Source organism: Nocardia sp. NPDC051929 (assembly GCF_044548645.1).
In the GTDB taxonomy this organism is placed as follows: domain Bacteria; phylum Actinomycetota; class Actinomycetes; order Mycobacteriales; family Mycobacteriaceae; genus Nocardia; species Nocardia sichangensis.
On the sequence record NZ_JBIUCG010000005.1, the window covers coordinates 202,546 to 222,232 of the forward strand.

The window sequence follows — 19,687 nt, forward strand, 5'->3', positions numbered from 1 at the left end:
GTCGAGTTCCGAAGGTTGTACCGCATGACCGATTACCGTTCGTTCCTCGATATCCTGCTCACCCGCGGCGAGACCGTGCCCGCCGCGACCGCGTACCGCTTCTTGCGCACCGGCGACGCCGACGGCCCCCTCGACGACATCACCTATGCCGGGGTGTCTGCCCGGGCGCGGGCGATCGCCGCCGCGTTGCAGGATCGCGGCATCCGCCGGGCTCTGCTGCTGTACCCGTCCGGATTGGATTTCATCACAAGCTTTTTCGGCTGTCTGGCCGCGAACGTCGTCGCCGTGCCCGCCCCGCTGCCGCAGCTGGACCCCCGCTCCCTGCGGCGGTTGCGGCACCTTGTCGCCGATGCCGGCGTGGACGCGGTGCTCACCACCGCCCAGGTCCGCGCCGACGCCACCGCGCCGATCGAGCACCTGCCCGAACTGGGCGAGCCGTCCTGGCTGGCGACCGACGAGATCCCCGACGACGCGGCGGCCTTGTGGCGCAGGCCCGCCGTCGGGCCGGACTCGGTCGCCTTCCTGCAGTACACCTCGGGTTCGACGAGCGCGCCGCGCGGCGTCGTGGTCACCCACGCGAACCTGCTGCACAACGAACGCGCCATCGCCACGGCACTGGGCCATACGCCGGATCTGCTGGCTTCGCTCACCGACGCGCTGTTCGTCAGCTGGCTGCCGATGTATCACGATATGGGGCTCATCGCCCCCGTGTTGCAGACGATGTTCGTCGGCGCGAACGCGGTGCTGTTGTCGCCCAAGGATTTTCTGCAGCGCCCCGAGCGCTGGCCACAAGCGGTCTCCGCGTTCGGCGCGCACACCAGCGGCGGCCCCAATTTCGGCTACGAGCTGTGCCTGCGCCGCATGACTTCCGAACAGATCGACCGCCTCGACTTGAGCTGCTGGAGAGTGGCGTTCAACGGTGCGGAGACGGTGCGTCCGGCCACGGTGCGCCGGTTCGCCGACACCTTCGCGAGTACGGGATTCCGGGCGGAGTCGTTCCAGCCGGTCTACGGCTTGGCCGAGGCCACGCTCATCGTCAGCGCCGCGCGGCTCGGCGCGCCGCCGACGGTGATCCTGCCGCCCGGCCGGTCCGAGCTGGTCGGTGTGGGGCGCCCGGCCGAAGGGCTGTCGATCGTCATCGTGGATCCCGACCGGCACACCGCGTGCGCCGACGGCGTCGAGGGCGAGATCTGGGTGACCGGAACCAGTGTCGCCGCAGGGTATCTGGGCAACGAGACGGCTACCGCCGAGACCTTCCATGCCGGGTTGGACGATGACGATCGCGCTTACCTGCGCACCGGCGATCTCGGATTCTTCTCCGGCGGTGAGCTGTTCGTCACGGGCCGGCGCAAAGATGTGCTGATCATCGACGGCAAGAACCACTACCCGCAGGACTTGGAGTCGACGGTCGAGTCCGCGCACGAGGCCGTCCGCCCTGGGTGCGTCGCGGCGTTCTCGGTGGACGGGGGCATCGACGGAGAGCTGCCCGTGGTGGTCGCCGAAGTGCGCACCGAGGATCCCGCCGAGCTCGCCGACGCCGAAGCAGCGATCCGCGCGGCGATCGGCGCGGAACACGCGCTGACGCTGCGATCGGTGGTCCTGATCCGGCCCGGCGCCCTGCTCAAGACCAGCAGCGGCAAAGTTCAGCGACAAGCCTGCCGCGCGGCGTATCTCGACGACGAGTTCGCGCCGGTGTCCCCTGTCCGCGGCGAACTCGACGAGGTCGGTGCACCGCCGGGCGCACCGCGAGGCGAGGTCCTCGGCGCCGAGGAGATGCGGAGCTGGCTGGTGGAGATCATCGCCCGGCTGGCCTACCTCGATCCGGCGCGCATCGACGTGCATCGGCCGCTGGTCGAATTCGGTCTCGGCTCAGCGGATCTGGTGGAACTCGTCGTGGAGCTCTCCGACCGGGTCGGGCGGAGTCTGGACACCAACCTGTTCTTCGAGCACCCGACCATCGCGCAAGTCGTGGCGGCGCTGCACGATACCGCAACCGAGGACGCGCCCGTTCCGCAGCAGGAGCGCAGCGACGACGCCATCGCGATCATCGCGATGGCCTGCCGGTTTCCCGGCGGCGCCGACGATCCGGAAGCGCTGTGGCGCCTGCTGGACGACGGACGCGACGGTCTGTCGGAGGTGCCGCCAGGACGCTGGAGCGTCGACGGGCTCTACGACCCGGATCCGGCGGCGGAAGGCAAGGCCTACACCTTCCGCGGCGGCTACCTCACCCAGGTCGACCAGTTCGACGCCGCGTTCTTCGGCATCGGCCCGCGCGAGGCGGCGGTGATGGACCCGCAGCAGCGGCTCATGCTGGAGCTGAGCTGGGAGGCGATCGAACGGTCCGGCCGCGACCCCAGACAGCTGCAGGGCAGCACGACCGGGGTGTACTTCGGGGTGTACAGCACCGGTTATCTCGCCGACCCCGCTCCGAGCCAGTTGAACGGGCAGGTCGGCACCGGGCTCTCCCCGAGTGTGGCCTCCGGGCGGGTCGCGTACACGCTGGGTTTCCACGGACCCGCCGTCACCCTCGACACGGCCTGTTCCTCATCGATCGTCGCCATGCATCTGGCCGCGCAGGCGCTGCGCGCGGGCGAATGCGATCTGGCCCTGGCCGGCGGCGCGACGCTGCTGATGGGACCGACCGCGCACGTGGAGCTGTGCAAACTCGGTGTGCTGTCGCCGTCGGGACGGTGCGCGCCGTTCTCGGCGGGCGCGGACGGCACGGTGTGGGCCGAGGGCGCCGGTCTGGTGCTGCTGAAGCGGCTCGACGACGCCCGGCGCGACGGCGACCGGGTGCTGGCCGTGGTCCGCGGCTCCGCGGTCAACCAGGACGGGCGCAGCCAAGGTATCAGCGCGCCCAACGGATTCGCGCAGGAGCAGGTCGTCAAGGCGGCGTTGCGCGCCGCCGGGCTGAGGCCCGCGGATCTGGACTACGTGGAGGCGCACGGCACCGGCACCGCCCTCGGCGATCCGATCGAAGCACGCGCCTTGGCGCGCGTCTTCGGTCCCGACCGGGAGCCCGAACGCCCGCTCGGCGTGGGTTCGCTGAAATCCAATGTGGGCCATACCCAAGCGGCGGCCGGCATCGGCGGCGTCGTCAAACTGGTACTCGGGCTGCAACACGAGCGGATACCGGGGATGGCCCATGACGGGCCGCCGACGTCGCAGATCGATTGGGACGGTAGCGGTTTGGCCGTGCGGACCGATTCGGCGCCGTGGCCGAGAGGCGACCGGCCCCGCCGCGCCGGAGTGAGCGCGTTCGGGCTCAGCGGCACCAACGCCCACCTGATTCTCGAAGAAGCGCCCGCCGTCGACGACGAGTCCGGCCCGTTCGACGACGAGCCGGGCGATCGCGGGATCGCGCTGCTGCCGATCTCGGCACGCAACCGGGTCTCGCTGCACGGTCAAGCCCGACGCCTGCTCGATCACCTCACCGAAGATCCCACACTCGATCCCGCACCCGTGTCCCGCTCGCTGGCTCTGCACCGCACGCCGTTCGAATGGCGGGCCGTCGTCGTGGCGGGCGAGCGGGGCGGAATGCTCTCCGCACTCGCCGATCTGGTCGAGCACCGAGCGGCGCCCGATGTGGTCGTGGGCGCGGACGCGGCGCTCACCGCGGGCAAGACGGCATTCGTCTTCCCCGGGCAGGGCGTGCAGTGGGCCGGGATGGCACGTGACATGCTGGCTCGCTCCGAAGTGTTCCGCGCCGAGTTCGCGCGCTGCGACGAAGCGTTCCGGCACCGCACCGGATGGTCGCTGGCGACCGCGCTGTTCGGTCTCACCGCGGCGCAACTGGGCGACTTCACCCTCGTGCAACCGCTGCTGTTCGCCACGATGGCGGCGCTGGCGGCCACCTGGCGGGACGCGGGCGTCATACCGGATGCCGTGATCGGCCACAGCCAGGGCGAGATCGCCGCGGCCTACGTCTCCGGTGCGCTGAGCCTCGACGAAGCCGCCCACGTCGTCGTGACACGCAGCCGCCTGATGGCCGGCATCACCGAGCAGGGCGCGATGGCGATGATCGGCCTGCCCGCACAGCGACTCGAAGAACGGCTGGCGTCGGACACAGCGGTATCGATCGCGGCGATCAACATCCCCCGCTCCACGGTCGTGGCGGGAGCGCGCGAGGCGGTCGAGGCGCTCGTGCGCGAACTGGAGGACGAACAGGTCGACGTGCGGATGCTGGCCGCGGGACCCGCGCTGGCCGGGCATTCCGCTCTGCTGGAGCCCATCCGGCGGCAACTGCTCGACGAACTCGCCGGGGCGGCCGCCGCCGCGCCGGTCGTTCCCTGGTACTCGACGGTGCTGGGCGGGCGGATGACCGACCCCGCCGACAGCGACTACTGGTACCGCAATGCGCGGGAACCGGTCCGGTTCGCGAGCACGATCGAGCGGATGATCGGCGACGGATACCGGTATTTCGTCGAACTCGGCGTGCATCCACTGCTGACCACGGCGGTGCGAGCCGTCGCGGAGGACACCGGTCACGAGGTCGTCGCGGTCGGCTCGCTGGTGCGTGACCAGGACGGTCCGCGCAGTCTGGCCCGCGCCCTGGCCGTGCTGTGGGTGGCCGGCCACGACCTCGACTGGACCCGCCTCACGCCCGCGCACGGCCGCGTCGACCTGCCGACCTATGCTTTCGACCGGCGGCGGTTCTGGACCGAATCGGTGTCCGAGGACGCCGCGGCGCTGGGTTTGCGGTCCGCGAGCCATCCTTTCGTGGGCGCTGTTGTGCCGCAACCGGATTCCGGCGGTGTGACGCTGACCGGCCGGATCTCCCTGCGGACCCATCCGTGGCTGGCCGAGCATGCCGCGCCCGCCGCGGTCGTCCTGCCCGGCACCGCTCTGGTCGAACTCGCCATCCGCGCCGGTGACGAGGTGGACACCGGAAACGTGCGCGAACTCGTGCTGCACGCCCCGGTGGTGCTCACCGAGGAGGCCGCGGTGCAGATCCAGGTGGTGGTCGCCGACGCCGACGCCGACGGTTGCCGACCCGTCTCGATCCACTCGCGACTCGAACGCGATCTCGACACCTCGTGGACATTGCACGCCCGCGGGATTCTGGCGGCGACGGACGAGACCGATTCCGGCGGCCTCGATGCCGACCGGTGGCCTCCGGCCGGGGCGACGGCCGTCGACGTCGAGGACATGTACGCGCGACTGTCCGATCGCGGGCATCGCTACGGGCCGCTGTTCCGGTCGGTGCGCGCGGCGTGGCGGCGCGGCGGGGACGTCTTCGCCGACGTGGCGCTCCCGGAGCACGCCCACGGCGATGCCGCACGCTTCGAGATCCATCCCGCGTTGCTCGACTCCGCGCTGCACGCGGCGCTGCTGCTGGGCGCGGACGAGAGTGGTTCGGCGCTGCTGCCGTTCGCCTGGACCGGCGTGCGCTTGCATGCCTCCGGCGCGACGGCGTTGCGGGTCCGGATCTCGCTCGACGACTCCGGCGGGGTGCGGGTCATGGCCGACGATCACACCGGACAACCGGTCGTGTCGATACGGTCGCTGCTCCTTCGGCCCGCACCCGAGGCGCAGCTGCTCGACAGCGCGTTGTCCACCGCGCACCGCACCTTGTTCCGGCCGGAGTGGGCGGCGCTTCCGACGCCGATGACGCCGCGGCCGGTCACCGCCGTCGCCTGGTCGCGGCTCGGTCCGCACGAGCCCGCGCCGGACGCGGTGATCATCGAAGCCGCTCGAGGCGATTCGATCGATACGGTGCACACGGCGGTGCGGCGCGCGCTCGCAGGACTGCAGGCGGCACTGGACGATCCGCGACTCGCGGCGGCGACCATCGTGGTACGCACCCGCGGGGCGATGGCGCTGCCCGGCGAGGACATCGAAAACACTGCGGGAGCGGCGGTCTGGGGCCTGGCCCGCACAGCGCAGTCGGAGAACCCCGACCGCATCGTGCTGGTCGACAGTGATGACGCCGAGGTCGACGTCGCGACGGTGCTCGCCTCCGGTGCGGCACAGGCGCTGGTGCGTGACGGCGTCCTGTTCGCGCCGCGTCTGGTGCGTCCTCCGGTGTCCGGTGGTGCCGCCCCCGATTTCGGCGACGGTTTCGTACTCGTCACCGGAGCGCCGGGGCGGCTCGGCTCGCTGCTGGCGCGGCATCTGGTGCGGGCGCACGGGGTCACGAAGCTGTTGCTCGCCAGCCGCCGCGGCGCCGACGGCCCCGGCGCGGAGGACCTGCGCGCCGAGCTCACCGGCCTCGGCGCTGACGTGGTCTTCGCCCGCTGCGATGTGGCCGACCGTGCCGCGCTGGCCGAAATGCTGCGCGGACGCACACTCAGCGGCGTCGTGCATGCCGCGATGGTGCTCGACGACGGCACGCTGGGCTCGCTGACGCCCGAACGTCTCGAAGCGGTGCTGCGGCCGAAGGTCGACGCGGCGTATCACCTGCACGAGCTGACCTCGGGCATGGACCTGTCGTGCTTCGTGCTGTTCTCCTCGGTCGCGGGCCTTCTCGGCAATCCCGGGCAGGCGAACTACGCCGCCGCCAACGCCTACCTCGATGCCCTCGCCACCCATCGCGTCGCCCGAGGCCTGCCCGCGCGGTCGCTGGCGTGGGGTCCGTGGAGCCTGGACATGCACGAGGTGATGGCGGCGGCCGACATCCGGCGCATGGAACGCTCCGGCGTGCGCCCGCTCGGCGCGCGTGACGGCTTGGCCGCCTTCGACGCGGCGTTGCGACGGAACGAGCCGGTGCTGGCGCCGCTGCGGATCGATGCCGACGCGATGCGGCGCGCACCGTATGTTCCGCTGCTGCTGCGCGGGGCGATCCGTCCGCCCTCGCGCCGAACGGTCGTGCACCGCGACGCCGCCGACCCGTCGGTGCGGTCCCGGTTCGCCGAGCGGCTGCGTGGATTGCCGCCCGGCGAGGCGACCGCGATCGCGATCGACGTGGTGGCGCGCCGGGCCGCCGACGTGCTCGGGCACTCCGGTGCGGAGGCCATTACGGCGGACCGGTCGTTCCAGGGGCTGGGCATGGACTCGCTGATGGCGGTGGAACTGCGCAACCGGTTGCGCGACGACACCGGCATCCTGGTGCCGCTGAGCGAGATCTTCGCCGGTCGCAGTCCCGCCGCGCTGGCGGAATATCTCGTCGGCGAGGCGGCGCGCACGCAGACGGGCGAGCCCGCCGCGCGCCCGGACGACCAGGACGTCCCCGAGGTCGTCACGCTGCCCGTCACCCGCGATCTGATGCGGCTGCTGCGCACGGCCCAGCAAGGCATTCCGAGCGTCGCCCAGACCGGCGGGCTGGCCATGCGCTTGCCCAGGACGGTGGAACACGCCGAACTGGACGCGATTCTCGATCGCCTCGCCGCGCGGCACGCGGCGTTGCGCACGGTGATCGTGCCCAGCGACGAGCACGGCACCCGGTTGCAGGTGCGGTCCCGACCGGGCGGGCCGCTGTTGCGCTCGTCGGCCGTCGATCGGCTCGATCACGCCGTCACGCGCGTCCGGTTCCGCGAGCTGATGCGCGAGCCGTTCGACTTGGCGGAGGGGCCGCTGTGGCGGTTCGAACTGCTGAGTTCCGATTCCGGCGAGCAGGAGCTCGTCTTCGGAGCCCACCACGGTATGTGCGATGTCCAGTCGATGGTGCTGGTCGCCGGAGAGATCGGCGCCGAGTTGTCCGGCGCCCAATTCCCGGACACGCTGTCCAACAAGGACATGCACGATCTGCTCGCCGCCCAGGCGCCGCAGGCCGAGCCCGACGCCGAGTGGCGCGCGGAATTCGCCGGATGCCGCCGCCTCGAACTCACCCTCGCCCGGCCCAGGCCTGCCCAGCGCACCCATCGTGCGGGCGAGGTGCTGCTGGAGCTGCCCGCGGGGCTGCGCGAGCGGGCGGCGCGACGCGCTCGGGAGCTGGGTATCACGCCCGCGGCGTTGTTCCTCGGCACGCTGACAGTGCTGCTCGCCCGGCGGCAGGACACCGATCGTTTCGCGCTCGCCGTGCCGGTGGACACCCGCATCCACGCCGACGCGCCGACCGCGGTCGGCTACTTCGGTGTGCCCGTGCCGTATCCGGCGGCCGTCGAGCCCGGCGAGTCGATCGACGACCTACTGCGCAGGACCGGCGACCGGCTGCGGCGCCTGCTGGTGCCGGGAGCGGGTTTCTCCGACGTGCTCGCCACGCTCGCCGCGGAGGGCCTGTATCGGGACAACGCGCCGCTGGTCGAGGTGTACTTCAACTATCTGCGGGCCGATGCGCCGGTGCACCGCGCCGACCTGATTCCGGTGGGCACCGGATACTCCGATCTCGACCTCATGGTGGCGGTGCTCTCCGGAGCGGACCGCATCTGGTTCACCTACAACGCCGACATCATCGATGACGCGAGCTGCACCCGGCTCGGGCGCGACTACCTCGCGCTGCTCGAGGAGGTGGTGGAGCGTCCCGGGCTGCCGGCGCGCCCCGCGCGTCCGGAGGCGCCGCGCGGCGTCGCGTTCGCGGCCACGTTCGCGCTGGGCAAGCTGCCGGATCTGTATCGGGCGGCGGCACACGCTCACGGCATCGACGGTCCGACCGTGTTCGAGGCGCCGTACCACCACGTGCCGGCCGGGCTGCGCGACCCGTCCGGGGTCTTCGCCCAACCGTCGACCGCCCTGGGCATCGTGCTGTTGCGCGCGGCGGACCTGGAGCGATTCGGACCGCTCACCGACGACGATCTCGATGAACTCGCCGCCCGGTATCCCGCCGCCGTCCGGGAAGCGGCCGAACGCGCGCGCGTTCCGATCATCGTCGGCGTCCTCCCGTCGCCCGAACCCGATGGGCGACCAACGCGGTGGGACCGGCTGACCGCCGAGCGGCTACGGGAGATTCCCGGCGTCGCGGTTCTCACCGAAACCGACTGGACTCGCGACCACCGGGTGGCGCATCGCTTCGACGCGCAGACCGACGCGCTGGCACACCTGCCGTTCACCGAGGAGTTCCAGGCGGCGGTGGCGCTGACGCTCGCCGCCATCGCCCGCACAGCCCTGTTGCCCGCGCCGAAGGTCATCGCCGTGGACGGCGACGACACACTGTGGAGTGGCGTGGTGGGTGAGATCGGCCCCGCGGCGGTCACTTTCGATCCGCCGCGGCGCTCGCTGGCGCGGCGGTTGCGGCAATGGCGCGCCGCGGGCACGCTGCTGGTGCTGATCAGCAACAACGACGAGGACTCCGTCCAGGCGGTGCTGGACCGCCCGGACAGTCCGCTGCGCGCCACCGATTTCACCCTCGTCTGCACCGGGTGGGACAGCAAGACCGACCGGCTCGAGGCGGCGGCGCGAACGTTGGGCCTCGCGCTGGAGGACGTGGTCTATCTGGACGACAACCCGGTCGAGATCGCGAAGATGCGTTCCCGCCTGCCGGAAGTGCTCGCGGTGACCTGTCCCCCGATCGAGGAGCTGACCGCGTTCCTGACCCGGTTGTGGCCGGTGACACCGGTGGCGGTGACCGCGGAGGACGCCGGCCGTGCGGAGTTCTACCGGTACGAGCGCGAACGCGACCTGGCCAGGGAGCACGTCGATTTCGCGCAGTTCCTGGACCAACTGGATCTGGAGGTGACCGTCGAGCCGCTGTCGGACCACGGCTTGACGCGTGCGGTCCAACTGGTCCGCCGCACCAGCCAATTCGCGCTGGGCGCGAGCACCGACCAGGATGTCGACCGCTGGCGGGAGGACGGCGAGGTGTGGACCGCCGCGGCGCGCGACCGGTTCGGCGACTACGGGACGATCGCCGTGCTGGCGGTGGACACCGACGCGACCGCGCTGTGGGTGCGCGGATGGCATCTCAGCTGCCGCGCCCTCGGCCGCGGCGTCGAGGAACGCCTGCTCGGCTGGCTGGCCGACCGCGCGGCGGCGCTGGACCGCGCGACGGTGCGTATGACCGTGCACCGCACCGCGCGCAACGTGCCCGCCCGCCGGTTGGCCGCCGCGCTCGGCGGCGGCGACATCGACAGCGAACGAATCGAGGTCGACGTGCCGCTGGATCGCCTGCGCACGTTCCGATCCTGGGCGCGATGACCATGGCCGACAAGGAGTTTCCTGTGCGCAGTCCGAACGGCGGGTACCCGCCGCCCGCCGAGCGAGCCGATCGGCGCGACCTCGCCGAGGCGATCGAACGCGGCGGCGGTCTGGACGTGTCCGCGTTGCTGGCCCGCGCGGGCGGCGACGTGGCGACCGCGACGGCGGCGATCGCGCGTCCCGGCGCGTGGGACACCGACTCGCTCACGGCGGCGGTCATCCAGGTGGCCGACCGCTTCACCGTCGAACCTCTCGGGCCGGACACCGATTTCTTCGACGGCGGCGGAACATCCGTCGCCGCGGTGCGATTCGTGGCGGCGCTCGCCAGGGAACTCGACGTCCACTTCGAGTTGGACGACGTGTTCGCCGACGCGCGGCCGCGCAGGCTGGCGCAGCGCTGGCTGGGCGCGCGAGCGGAAGCCACCGAACGCGAAACGCCGTCGCCGGTGGCGGATACCGTGGACGACGAACTCGCGCAGCTCATGGCCGACGTCGCCGGAGCCGACCGGCTGCCCTTCACGGACCCGCCGGAGCGGGTCGCGCCGCGCCGCGTTCTGCTCACCGGCGCCACCGGCTTCCTCGGCAGCCACCTGCTGCTGGACCTGTTGCGCGGCAGTGACGCCCACGTCGTCTGCCTCGTTCGCGCGCGCGACGACGCCGACGCCGTGGACCGGCTGGCCGCGGCGTTGACGCGTTTCCTGCTGCCGTGGTCGCCGGAGGTGCGCAGGCGGGTGACAGTGCTGCCGGGCGACCTGCGTGAACCGAATCTCGGCCTCTCGGAGAAAGCGTGGGCCGCGCTGGCGGACGAGATCGACGCGATCGTCAACGTCGGCGCGGCGGTCGACTTCCTGCGTGGCTACCGGTCGCTGCGCCGCGGCAACGTGCTCGGCCCGCTGACCCTGGCCCGGCTGGCGGCAACCGGACGACCGAAACCGTTGCACCACGTCTCCTCCATCGCGGTGTTCAACGAGCTCGGCATCGCCTCGATGGGCGAGGACGATCCGGTGGCGAACATCGGCAAACTCGTGATCGGCTACGACCGGACGAAATGGGCGGCCGAGGCCGTCCTGCGGCGCGCCCGCGAACACGGACTGGTCGTCACGGTGCTGCGCCCCGGTGGAATCGGCGGGCACCGCGAGACCGGCGCGCACAATCCGCGCGACCTCAACAGCGGCATCATCGCGGCGCTGTCGCGGTTCGGCACCGTCCCCGCGCTGCGCAATCTCCATGTGGCCCCGGTCGATTGGGTGAGCAAGGTCGCGGCGGCGATCGTGTGCGCGCCGACGGCGTGGGGCCACAACTACCATCTCACCGGCACGCCGACCACGCTGGAGCAGATGCTGGGTGAATCGGCGGCGATCGGCATGGACATGCGGGTGCGGCACTGGGCCGCCTGGTGTGACGAGGTGGTCGAGCGGATCCGCACCGAGCCGGTCCCGGAGCTGGAATCGCTGGCGCAGGTGCTGGGCAGCCCTACCGCGCGTCATCCGCTGGAGACGATGGCGTCCGTTCCGGCCGCGACCGACGAACGCACCCGCGCCTTCCTGCGCGCGCACAACCTGCCCCAACCGGTCCGTTACGGCGCCCGGTCGCAACACAAAACGCTGGAGATGCTCGCGGGCACCGGCCTGGCACGGCTGCCACGGCCGGAGGACCCACCGTATCTGTGGTTCGCGGAGACCCTGGTGGGCACGATCGGGCCCGTCGACGCGGCGGCGGACACTTCCTGCACGCTCAACCTGCGGCTGTCCATCGCGAGCACCCACCAGCTGGTGGCCGGGCGCACGGTCGATGTCGGGGGCGAGCTGCGGTGCGCGCGTCTGCACGACGGCCCGCTCACGGTATCCGGTGTGGCGTCGGTGCGTCCGCACGACGGCATCCCGATGCGGCACGGACTGAAACACCCGCTGATGCACTACCGGCTGTCGCTGCGCGACGCCGATGGCGGGACGTGGTGGCTGTCGGGCTACAAATACGCCGAAGCGCGCCGCACGATCATCCGGCAGGCACGCACGTTGACCGTCGAACTCGGCCGGGAGGACCAACCGGCGAGCCTCGCGGGCGAGGTCGCGGTCCCCCTGCACACCTACCTGCACGATCAAATCGACGGCATCCAGGTGGATCCACGCCTGTCCGAACGCCAGCGGCGGACCGCGAAACTGTTGTGGCTGAGCTGGTTCGGATCCCAGCTCGGCAAGGGCCTACTGGAACCGGCGCTGCGCGTGGGCACCGAACTGCTGGATCTGCGCCGCAACGCGAAGGAGTCGCGCTGATGCTCACCCCCACCCGGCCCGGAGCCGCACCGGTCGTGGAGGAGATCCCGTTCCGCACCGCCGACGGGACCCTGCTCGGCCTGCGGCGCGTGGTCGTCGACGATCCCGAGCGGCCCTCGGTTCTGTTGGTCCACGGCCACGGCGTGTCCTCGGAGATGTTCCTGCTGCCGGAGATCCGCACGATCGTCGACGCTCTCGTCGACGCCGGATACCAGCCGTGGCTGCTGGACTGGCGCGGCAGCTGTCGGCTGCCCTACAACGCCGCAGGCCCGCGTTTCAGCTTCGACGACGTGGCGCTCTACGACCTGCCGGGAGCCGTCGAGGAGATCCGCGGACGCATCGGCGACCGGCGGTTGTTCGTGGTCGCGCATTGCGTCGGCGCCCTGGCGCTGTCGATGAGCATGGCCGCGGGACTGGTGCCCGGCCTCGCCGGAGTCGTCGCCCAAGGCGTGTTCCTCACTCCGAAAGTGAGCGCCGCGGTGCGGATGCGCGTGCTCGTCGGCGGCGAACTGCTCGGCTCCCGCGTCCATCACCTCGAGTCCGATTTCCGCAAAGTCGGGCTGTGGTCGCGGAAAACGCTTTTGTACGCGCTGCTCACCCGGAAAGGGGAATGCACAGACCCCACCTGCCGGATGGTCCACGGCGGCTGGGGCATGGGTGCCGAGCTGTTCGTCCACGACCATCTCGATCCGCGCACCCACGACCGCTTGGCGCAACTGTTCGGGCCGGTCCCGGTGCATGTTCTGCCCCAGTTGCGGCGGATGGAGCTGGCGCATGCCGTGCAGCGCTGGAACGACAACGACGACCGCTACCGCGTGCTACCGGAGAACGCGCTGGACCACGCCGACCGGATCGATTGCCCGGTCCTGCTGTTGTCGGGCAGCCGCAACGAAGTCTGGCTCGACTCCAACAAGCTGTGCCACGACGTGCTCACCGCACGGCACCCCGGGCTGGATGTCCGCTACGTCGAGATCCCTTCCTACGGCCATCTCGACACCTTCCTCGGACGCGGCTCCGCACTCGACGTGTACGGGCACATCCTCGAATTCCTCGACGGCTGCTCCACACCCCGAACGCGGGATACGGCGTGAGCGAGCCACCGGGCGACGGACGTTCGCTGCGCATCGCGATGTTCGCGGATTTCCACCCCGCCACCCTCGGCGGCATCCAGACGTCGATGCGCGCACAACGCGCGGCGCTGGAGCGGCTCGGGCATCGCGTCACCGTGTTCACCATTCCCCCGCCGGAGCCCACACCGCCGGACTCCGGGATCGTCGTTCTCACGACCACGGGCGGAATGAGCGTGAACGGGTATCCGGTGGCGCTGCCGACCCGCAGGAACGCGCGCCTCATCGACACGGTCTTCGCCGAGCGCGGTTTCGACGTCGTGCACGCGCAGACCACCTACGGCGCGGGCATCGCCGGATTGCGCGCCGCGCGCAGGCACGGACTTCCCGTCGTCCAGTCCATGCACAGCCGCGACGATTCCTTCATCGAGCGCAATTCGCCGTTTCCCTACCTCGCCGCCCTCACCATGCGCGTGCTGCACGGCGGGTTCGTCGGCTTGCGCAAGGAGCTGCCGCGCCTGCCGGAAAGCCGAACGGCGCGGCACGCCTGGCGGCCGCTCGTCGCGCAGGCACAGGCCGCGGACCACGTCGTGGTGCCGACACGGCATTTCGCGCAGCGGTTGGCCGCTCACGGGGTGGATCGGCCGCTGCACGTGGTGTCCAACGGAGTCGACGACGATCTGGTGCGCGCCCTCCCGGAGCGTTCCCGCGACCGGGGTCACCGGCTGCGGGTGCTGTGGTGCGGTCGCTTCTCCGCGGAGAAGCGACCGTTGGACGCCGTCGAGGCGGTGCGCCTGGCCGAGGGCTGCACCCTGGACATCTACGGTGCGGGAGCGCTGGAAACGCGCCTGCGCTCGGCCGTCGACCGGCCCGGCCTGCGTGAGCGAGTCCGGCTGCACGGCGAAGTGAGCCAGGCGGAGTGCCTTACGGCTATGCGTGCCAACGACGTGCTGCTGTTCCCGTCCGCCGGGTGCGACACGCAGGGCATGGTGCTGCTCGAAGCGGTCGCGGCCGGGATTCCGGTGCTGCACTGCGACCCCGACGTCACCGAAACCGTCCCCGAAGGCGGCGAATTCCGTGCGCGCGACGCCTCGACGGACGCGCTCGCCGAGGCGTTGCGCCTGCTGGCGCAGCAGCGGGACCGGCTCGACGCCATGCGCGAGGTGCTGGCGCGGCACGCGGATCGGACGCTGCAGTCCCGGTTCACCGAACGCCTGGTCGCGGTCTACACCGAGGCGATCGCCGCGTCAGGCCGGTTGCCGTAGCGGCAAACCCGCGGCCGCGTAGATCGCGTCGATGACCGTCATCGTCGCCACCGCGTCGTCCGGCGCGGTGAGTACCGGCTCGCCGTGCCGCACCGCCGCGACGAAGGCGTCGAGCTGATAGGCGTAGGTGCTGCGGCGCGAGACCTGCTCGGTGCGACTGCCGCGCTCCGAACGCACCGACAGCCTGCGCGGCAGCTGCGGCGCCACCGGATTGAGCAACCGCAGTTCACCGCGTTCGCCCACCACTCGCGCACCGATGCGCAGCACGTCCGACGACCACATCGAGCAACGCAGCCGTCCGGTGTGACCGGAAGGAAAGCGCAGCTCGGCGCTCATCGCGCGGTCGATGTCCTGGCCACGTAATTTCGCCGTCGCCGCGACGACATCCGGATTCTCGCCGCCGAAGACCCGCGCCATGTGGACCGCGTAGCAGCCCGCGTCCATCAGCGCCCCGCCTGCGAGGGTGTAGTCGTAGCGGATATCCGAGAACCGCGGCAGCGGAAAGCACATCGCGGTGTCCACCCGCACCAGCTCGCCGAGTTCGCCGGAGGCGATGATCTCCTCGGCCCGCCTGGTCATCGGGTGGTAGCGGTAGTGGAACGCCTCCATGACCACCCGGTCCGACGTCGCGGCCAGCGCCGCGATCTCCCGCGCCTCGGCGGCGTTGGCGGTGAACGGCTTCTCGCACAGCACATGCTTGCCCGCCGCGAGCGCCTCCTTGGTCCACCGGCCGTGCAGACCGTTGGGCAGCGGGTTGTAGACCGCGTCGATGTCGGGTGCGGCGATCAGTGCGGCGTAGCTGTCGAAGACCCGCGCGATGCCGTGCTTCCTGGCGAACGCGCGTCCGCGTCCGGGCTCGCGGGCGGCCACGGCGGCGACCACCACGTCCGGGCTCGCCGCGGCGGGCCGCACGAGAGCCGCGGGCGCGATGCGTGCGGCGCCCAGGATGCCGATCCGCAGGGGCGGTCCGGGTTGCGTCATGGGCGCGACTGTAGCAATGGGACCGCTTGTGCCGCCGAGTGATCCGTCAGGAGGACGGTGCGTCGCCGTATACGGTCAACCAGATGGCGCGGCCCAGCGCCTCCGCCAGTGCGTCGTCGGTGACTCCCGACCCGGACGAGAAGCTCGCCGCGATCGCCCGCTCGACCATCGAGGTGAGCACGATGGCGGTGGCCTGCGGGTCGATCGCCGGGCTGATCCGGCCCTCGGCCAGGTCGGTCTCCAATCGCGATCGCACCACTCGCACGAACTCCGCGACCCGCCCGCGCCAATACGCGCCGACGTCACGGTCATAGGCGGCCACCTCGCTCAGCGCCAGCAGCAGGGAGCGGTGCTCGCGGAAGCCCGCGATCATGGTTCGCACGGCAGCCACCACACCGGCCTGCCGCCCGCTGTGCTCGGCGAGCCACCAGCGCTCGGCGGCCTCGAACAGATCGGCCGTGGCCAATTCCGCCATCCTGATCAGCAGCTGACTCTTGTCCGGGAAGTACCGGTAGAACGTCGACCGTGCCGACTGCGACGCGGCGGCGATCCGGTGGACGGCGATCTCGGTGTAGGGCGTGCCATCGGCGAGCAACTCCTCCACCGCGGCGAGGACACGTCGTTCGAATTCCGCGCGCCGGTCGTCGACCGGTTTCCGCGCGCTTCTGGGGACTCGGGTCAGCGAGGGCATCCGGCTCCTCTCTGCGGCGCGGCGGCCGCCTTACTCGGCTGTGCCGGTCGGGTGCGTCCCACCATGGCGTCCATTCTGCCGACACGGCACCGATATTGACATTCGGGCACCCACGGCTCACGATCGATCGGACACAGTGTCCGAGACTATGCGACCGAGGTGTTCGGGGATGCGCGGATCCTCCGCTCCGGCAATCGAGTACACCGACGTGGTGGTGGTCGGCGCGCGCTGCGCGGGCTCCGCGGCCGCCATCGCGTTCGCCACGGCAGGGCGGGACGTCGTCGCGCTGGACTCGGCGCGCTTTCCGTCCGACACCCTTTCGACACACCTGCTGTGGCCCGCGGGCCTGGCCGAACTGCGCCGCGTGGGCGCTCTCGAGCGCGTCCTTCGGCTCGGCGCGCCCCCGCTGACCACGGCCTTCGCCGATGGTGACGGCCTTCAGGTCCGGTCGTCGTTCACACCGGTGGACGGCATCGGCCACGCGATGTGCGTGCGGCGCACCGGATTGGACGCCGCGCTGGTGGCCACCGCCGTCGCGGCCGGAGCGCGGATCCGAGAGGGCGTCCGGGTCACCGACCTGGTGTGGTCCGGCGGTCGCTGCGTCGGCGTCCGCTACACCGAAGCCGGTGGCGTGCACGAGGTGCGCGCCCGCTTGATCGTCGGGGCGGACGGCCGCCGCAGTACGGTGGCCCGGCTCGTCGGCGCCGCCCGGCCCCGGTTGTCCGCACCGAGCGGGCGGGACTGCTACTTCGCGTACTGGCACGACGGCGCAACCGACCAGCGGCACGTCGCCGCGCAATGGCGTTGCGGTCCCGACCTCGGCACCGCGTTCCCCTGCGACGACGGTCTGCTGCTCAGCCTGGTCCAACCGCCCGCGCAGCCTCCCGAGCCGGGCGCCGGTCGGGCCGAGCGCCGGTATCAAGAGGCCATCGACCGACTACCGGGTCTTGGGCTGCGGCTGCGCGACTGCCGCAGAGTCGGGCGGGTGCGTGCGGCCACCGGCCTGGCGTCCTACTTCCGGCGCTCGACCGGGCCGGGCTGGGCGCTGCCGGGTGACGCGGGCCATTTCAAGGACCCGGTGACCGCGCAGGGCATACGCGACGCCTTGCGCTACGGCCGGTTGCTCGGCGAACTCGCCGCACCCGCCCTCGACGACACCGCGCATCTCGACACCGCCCTGACGGCGTGGGAACAGCTGCGCGATCGCGAGTGCCTAGGCGTCTACCAGTGGACCAACCGCCTGGCCCGGGGCACGGCGATGCGCCCGCTGGAGTTCGAGCTCTACCGCAAGGCCGCCGGCGACCCCGTGCTGGCCGACCGGGTCACCGAAGTCTTCTCCCGCACCATCGAACCGAAGGACGTCTTCACTCCCGCACGCGCCGCAGCGTTCGCGGCGGGAGCGCTGCGCGACTCGTGGCGGGCACCGTGGCCCGTCCTCGCCGACCTGGTCGGCGAATGCCGCGACACGGTCTCCGAACGAAGGGAAGCCCGGGCCTTCACCAGCACCGGGCCCGCCGACGCCATCCCGTCCCGGCCGCCGCAAGACAGTCTCGCGGCATCTTCAGGAGATCGACATGCATGACCCGCGCCCTCGGCCGACCCTGGACCTCACCCGCCGCGACCTGCTGCGCGGCGCGCTCGCGGCCGGAATATCCATCGCCGCCGCCCCCGCCCACGCCGCACCACCGGGAGTACGCCGAACGCCAGGACTACGCACCGGCGGAAAGTCGGTCGCGGTCCTGGGCGGCGGAGTCGCCGGGCTCTCGGCGGCACACGAACTGATCGAACGCGGCTATGAGGTCACCGTGTACGAACCGGCGTTCCTCGGCGGCAAGGCACGCAGTATGGGAGTGCCGGGCACCGGCGCCGACGGCCGCGCGGACCTGCCCGGCGAGCACGGCTTCCGGTTCTTCCCCGGCTGCTATCAGAATCTTCCGGACACCATGCGCCGAATTCCGTTCTCCGGCAATGCCGATGGCGTGGCGGGCAACCTGGTTCGCGTCGAGGGTACGGTCGCGGGATTCCGCGGCAGGCCGCCACTGTTCGCGCCGGTCGATTTCGGGGGCATCGACCAGCTCACACCACAGCGCATACAGAACACGCTGATCGGCGCCTTCGGCTTCATCCCCGAACTGCCCCCGGCCGAACTGGCGTTCTTCGCCAAACAGATGGCCGTCTGGTTCACCTCGTGCACCGAACGGCGGTTCGGGCAATGGGAATACGTGACGTGGGAACAGATCCTGCGCGCCGAGGGCAAGTCGGCGGCCTACCGCGAATATCTCGTCAGCGCCCTCACCCGCATCACCGTCGCGGCCAAACCCCAGTCGAGTTCGGCCCGCACGATCGGCACCATCGGGGAGGCCCTGGTCCTGGCGGGAACCGGGGCGATCCCGCAATACTCCGCCGGTATCGACCGTATTCTCAACCGCCCCACCAACGAAGCCTGGATCGATCCGTGGGTGACGCACCTGCGGTCGCGGGGCGTGCGATTCGCGCTGGGGCAGCGGGCGACACAGTTGGAGCTGCGAGACGGCCGGATCGCCTCGGCAACCGTCACCGATCCCAGCGGCCGCTCCAGCGCGGTCACCGCGGACTGGTATCTGTGCGCGATGCCGGTGGACAAGGCGGTCGCGCTACTGAGCGACGAGATCATCGACGCCGACCCGCATCTGGCGGGCATGCGCGAACTCCGGACCGATTGGATGGTCGGCATCCAGTACTATCTCTCCCGCCCGACCGAATTGCCGGAAGGCCACATCGCCGCGCTCGGCTCGCCGTGGGCGCTCACCGCATTGCGTCAAGCGCCGATGTGGGTAGGCGACTTCGCCGCCCGGTACGGCGACGGCACCGTGCGGGAATGCCTTTCGGTGGACATCTCCGACTGGGACTCCCCCGGCATCCGCTTCCACCGAACGGCCAAACAGTGCACCGCCGCCGAGATCGCCGAAGAGGTGTGGGCACAGCTGAGCGAATGGCTCAACACCGGCACGGGCTGGCTGCGTCCCGAGGACATCCGCTCCTGGCATCTGGACCCCGGAGTCAGCTGGACCGCGAGCGGCATCCACAACGAAACCCCACTGCTGGTCAACACCGTCGGCTCCTACGACCATCGCCCGGAGGCCCGCTGCGCTGTGCCGAACCTCTTCTTCGGCGGCGACCACGTGCGCAACAACATCGACCTCGCCACCATGGAGGGCGCCAACGAATCCGGCCGCGCCGCCACGAACGCGATCCTCGATGCCGCCGACGATCCCGCGCCCCGCGTCCCGGTCTTTCCCTTGGTGTCCCTGCCGGTCTTCGACCCGTGGAAACGCATCGACGCCGACCGCTACCGCGCCGGACTGCCGCACCTGCTCGACGTGTGAGCGGCCCGCTCCCATGGAGCCTGAGCCGCGGCCGCGT

Annotated in this window: 8 protein-coding genes; 6 read left to right on the forward strand and 2 right to left on the reverse strand. The window is 71.3% G+C overall.

Features of this window, described 5'->3' with window-relative positions:
• Positions 1-24 precede the first annotated feature (24 nt).
• The 4 genes from ACIHAX_RS08455 to ACIHAX_RS08470 are packed head-to-tail and all read left to right on the forward strand — an operon-like array spanning position 25 to position 14,613.
• On the forward strand, positions 25-10,008 hold the full coding sequence (locus tag ACIHAX_RS08455; protein WP_397276554.1) for an HAD-IIIC family phosphatase: 9,984 nt from the start codon (positions 25-27) through the stop codon (positions 10,006-10,008).
• On the forward strand, positions 10,005-12,281 hold the full coding sequence (locus ACIHAX_RS08460; RefSeq protein WP_364434906.1) for a thioester reductase domain-containing protein: 2,277 nt from the start codon (positions 10,005-10,007) through the stop codon (positions 12,279-12,281). Before ACIHAX_RS08455 ends, ACIHAX_RS08460 begins: the two co-directional genes overlap by 4 nt.
• Entirely contained in the window at positions 12,281-13,372 is a 1,092-nt protein-coding gene (locus ACIHAX_RS08465; RefSeq protein ID WP_364434903.1) for an esterase, read from the forward strand. Before ACIHAX_RS08460 ends, ACIHAX_RS08465 begins: the two co-directional genes overlap by 1 nt.
• The gene (locus ACIHAX_RS08470) at positions 13,369-14,613 is read left to right on the forward strand and encodes a glycosyltransferase (protein ID WP_397276557.1); all 1,245 of its coding nucleotides are present in this window, start codon (positions 13,369-13,371) and stop codon (positions 14,611-14,613) included. Before ACIHAX_RS08465 ends, ACIHAX_RS08470 begins: the two co-directional genes overlap by 4 nt.
• Here the strand turns inward: ACIHAX_RS08470 and ACIHAX_RS08475 are convergent.
• Together ACIHAX_RS08475 and ACIHAX_RS08480 are read right to left on the reverse strand one after the other, a co-directional pair.
• A complete protein-coding gene (locus ACIHAX_RS08475) occupies positions 14,596-15,594 on the reverse strand; it encodes a Gfo/Idh/MocA family protein (RefSeq protein ID WP_379255809.1) in 999 nt (332 codons plus the stop codon). The genes ACIHAX_RS08470 and ACIHAX_RS08475 overlap by 18 nt on opposite strands.
• Positions 15,595-15,640: 46 nt before the next feature.
• Complete coding sequence (locus ACIHAX_RS08480; protein WP_356965982.1) at positions 15,641-16,285, reverse strand: TetR/AcrR family transcriptional regulator; 645 nt, start codon at positions 16,283-16,285, stop codon at positions 15,641-15,643.
• Positions 16,286-16,454: 169 nt separating this feature from the next.
• On the opposite strand from ACIHAX_RS08480, the gene ACIHAX_RS08485 reads away from it, so the two are divergent.
• Positions 16,455-17,867 (forward strand): NAD(P)/FAD-dependent oxidoreductase, encoded by a 1,413-nt coding sequence (locus ACIHAX_RS08485; protein ID WP_397276559.1) that lies wholly within the window; start codon positions 16,455-16,457, stop codon positions 17,865-17,867.
• Positions 17,860-19,650, forward strand: a complete 1,791-nt coding sequence (locus ACIHAX_RS08490; protein WP_397276561.1) for an FAD-dependent oxidoreductase — start codon at positions 17,860-17,862, stop codon at positions 19,648-19,650. Before ACIHAX_RS08485 ends, ACIHAX_RS08490 begins: the two co-directional genes overlap by 8 nt.
• Positions 19,651-19,687 lie beyond the last annotated feature (37 nt).

Excerpts from the sequence above, each read along its gene's own strand:
- ACIHAX_RS08455 (WP_397276554.1), top strand. The coding sequence starts at position 25 with ATGACCGATTACCGTTCGTTCCTCGATATCCTGCTCACCCGCGGCGAG.
- ACIHAX_RS08480 (WP_356965982.1), bottom strand. The coding sequence starts at position 16,285 with ATGCCCTCGCTGACCCGAGTCCCCAGAAGCGCGCGGAAACCGGTCGAC.
- ACIHAX_RS08465 (WP_364434903.1), top strand. The coding sequence starts at position 12,281 with ATGCTCACCCCCACCCGGCCCGGAGCCGCACCGGTCGTGGAGGAGATC.
- ACIHAX_RS08475 (WP_379255809.1), bottom strand. The coding sequence starts at position 15,594 with ATGACGCAACCCGGACCGCCCCTGCGGATCGGCATCCTGGGCGCCGCA.
- ACIHAX_RS08485 (WP_397276559.1), top strand. The coding sequence starts at position 16,455 with ATGCGCGGATCCTCCGCTCCGGCAATCGAGTACACCGACGTGGTGGTG.
- ACIHAX_RS08490 (WP_397276561.1), top strand. The coding sequence starts at position 17,860 with ATGCATGACCCGCGCCCTCGGCCGACCCTGGACCTCACCCGCCGCGAC.
- ACIHAX_RS08460 (WP_364434906.1), top strand. The coding sequence starts at position 10,005 with ATGACCATGGCCGACAAGGAGTTTCCTGTGCGCAGTCCGAACGGCGGG.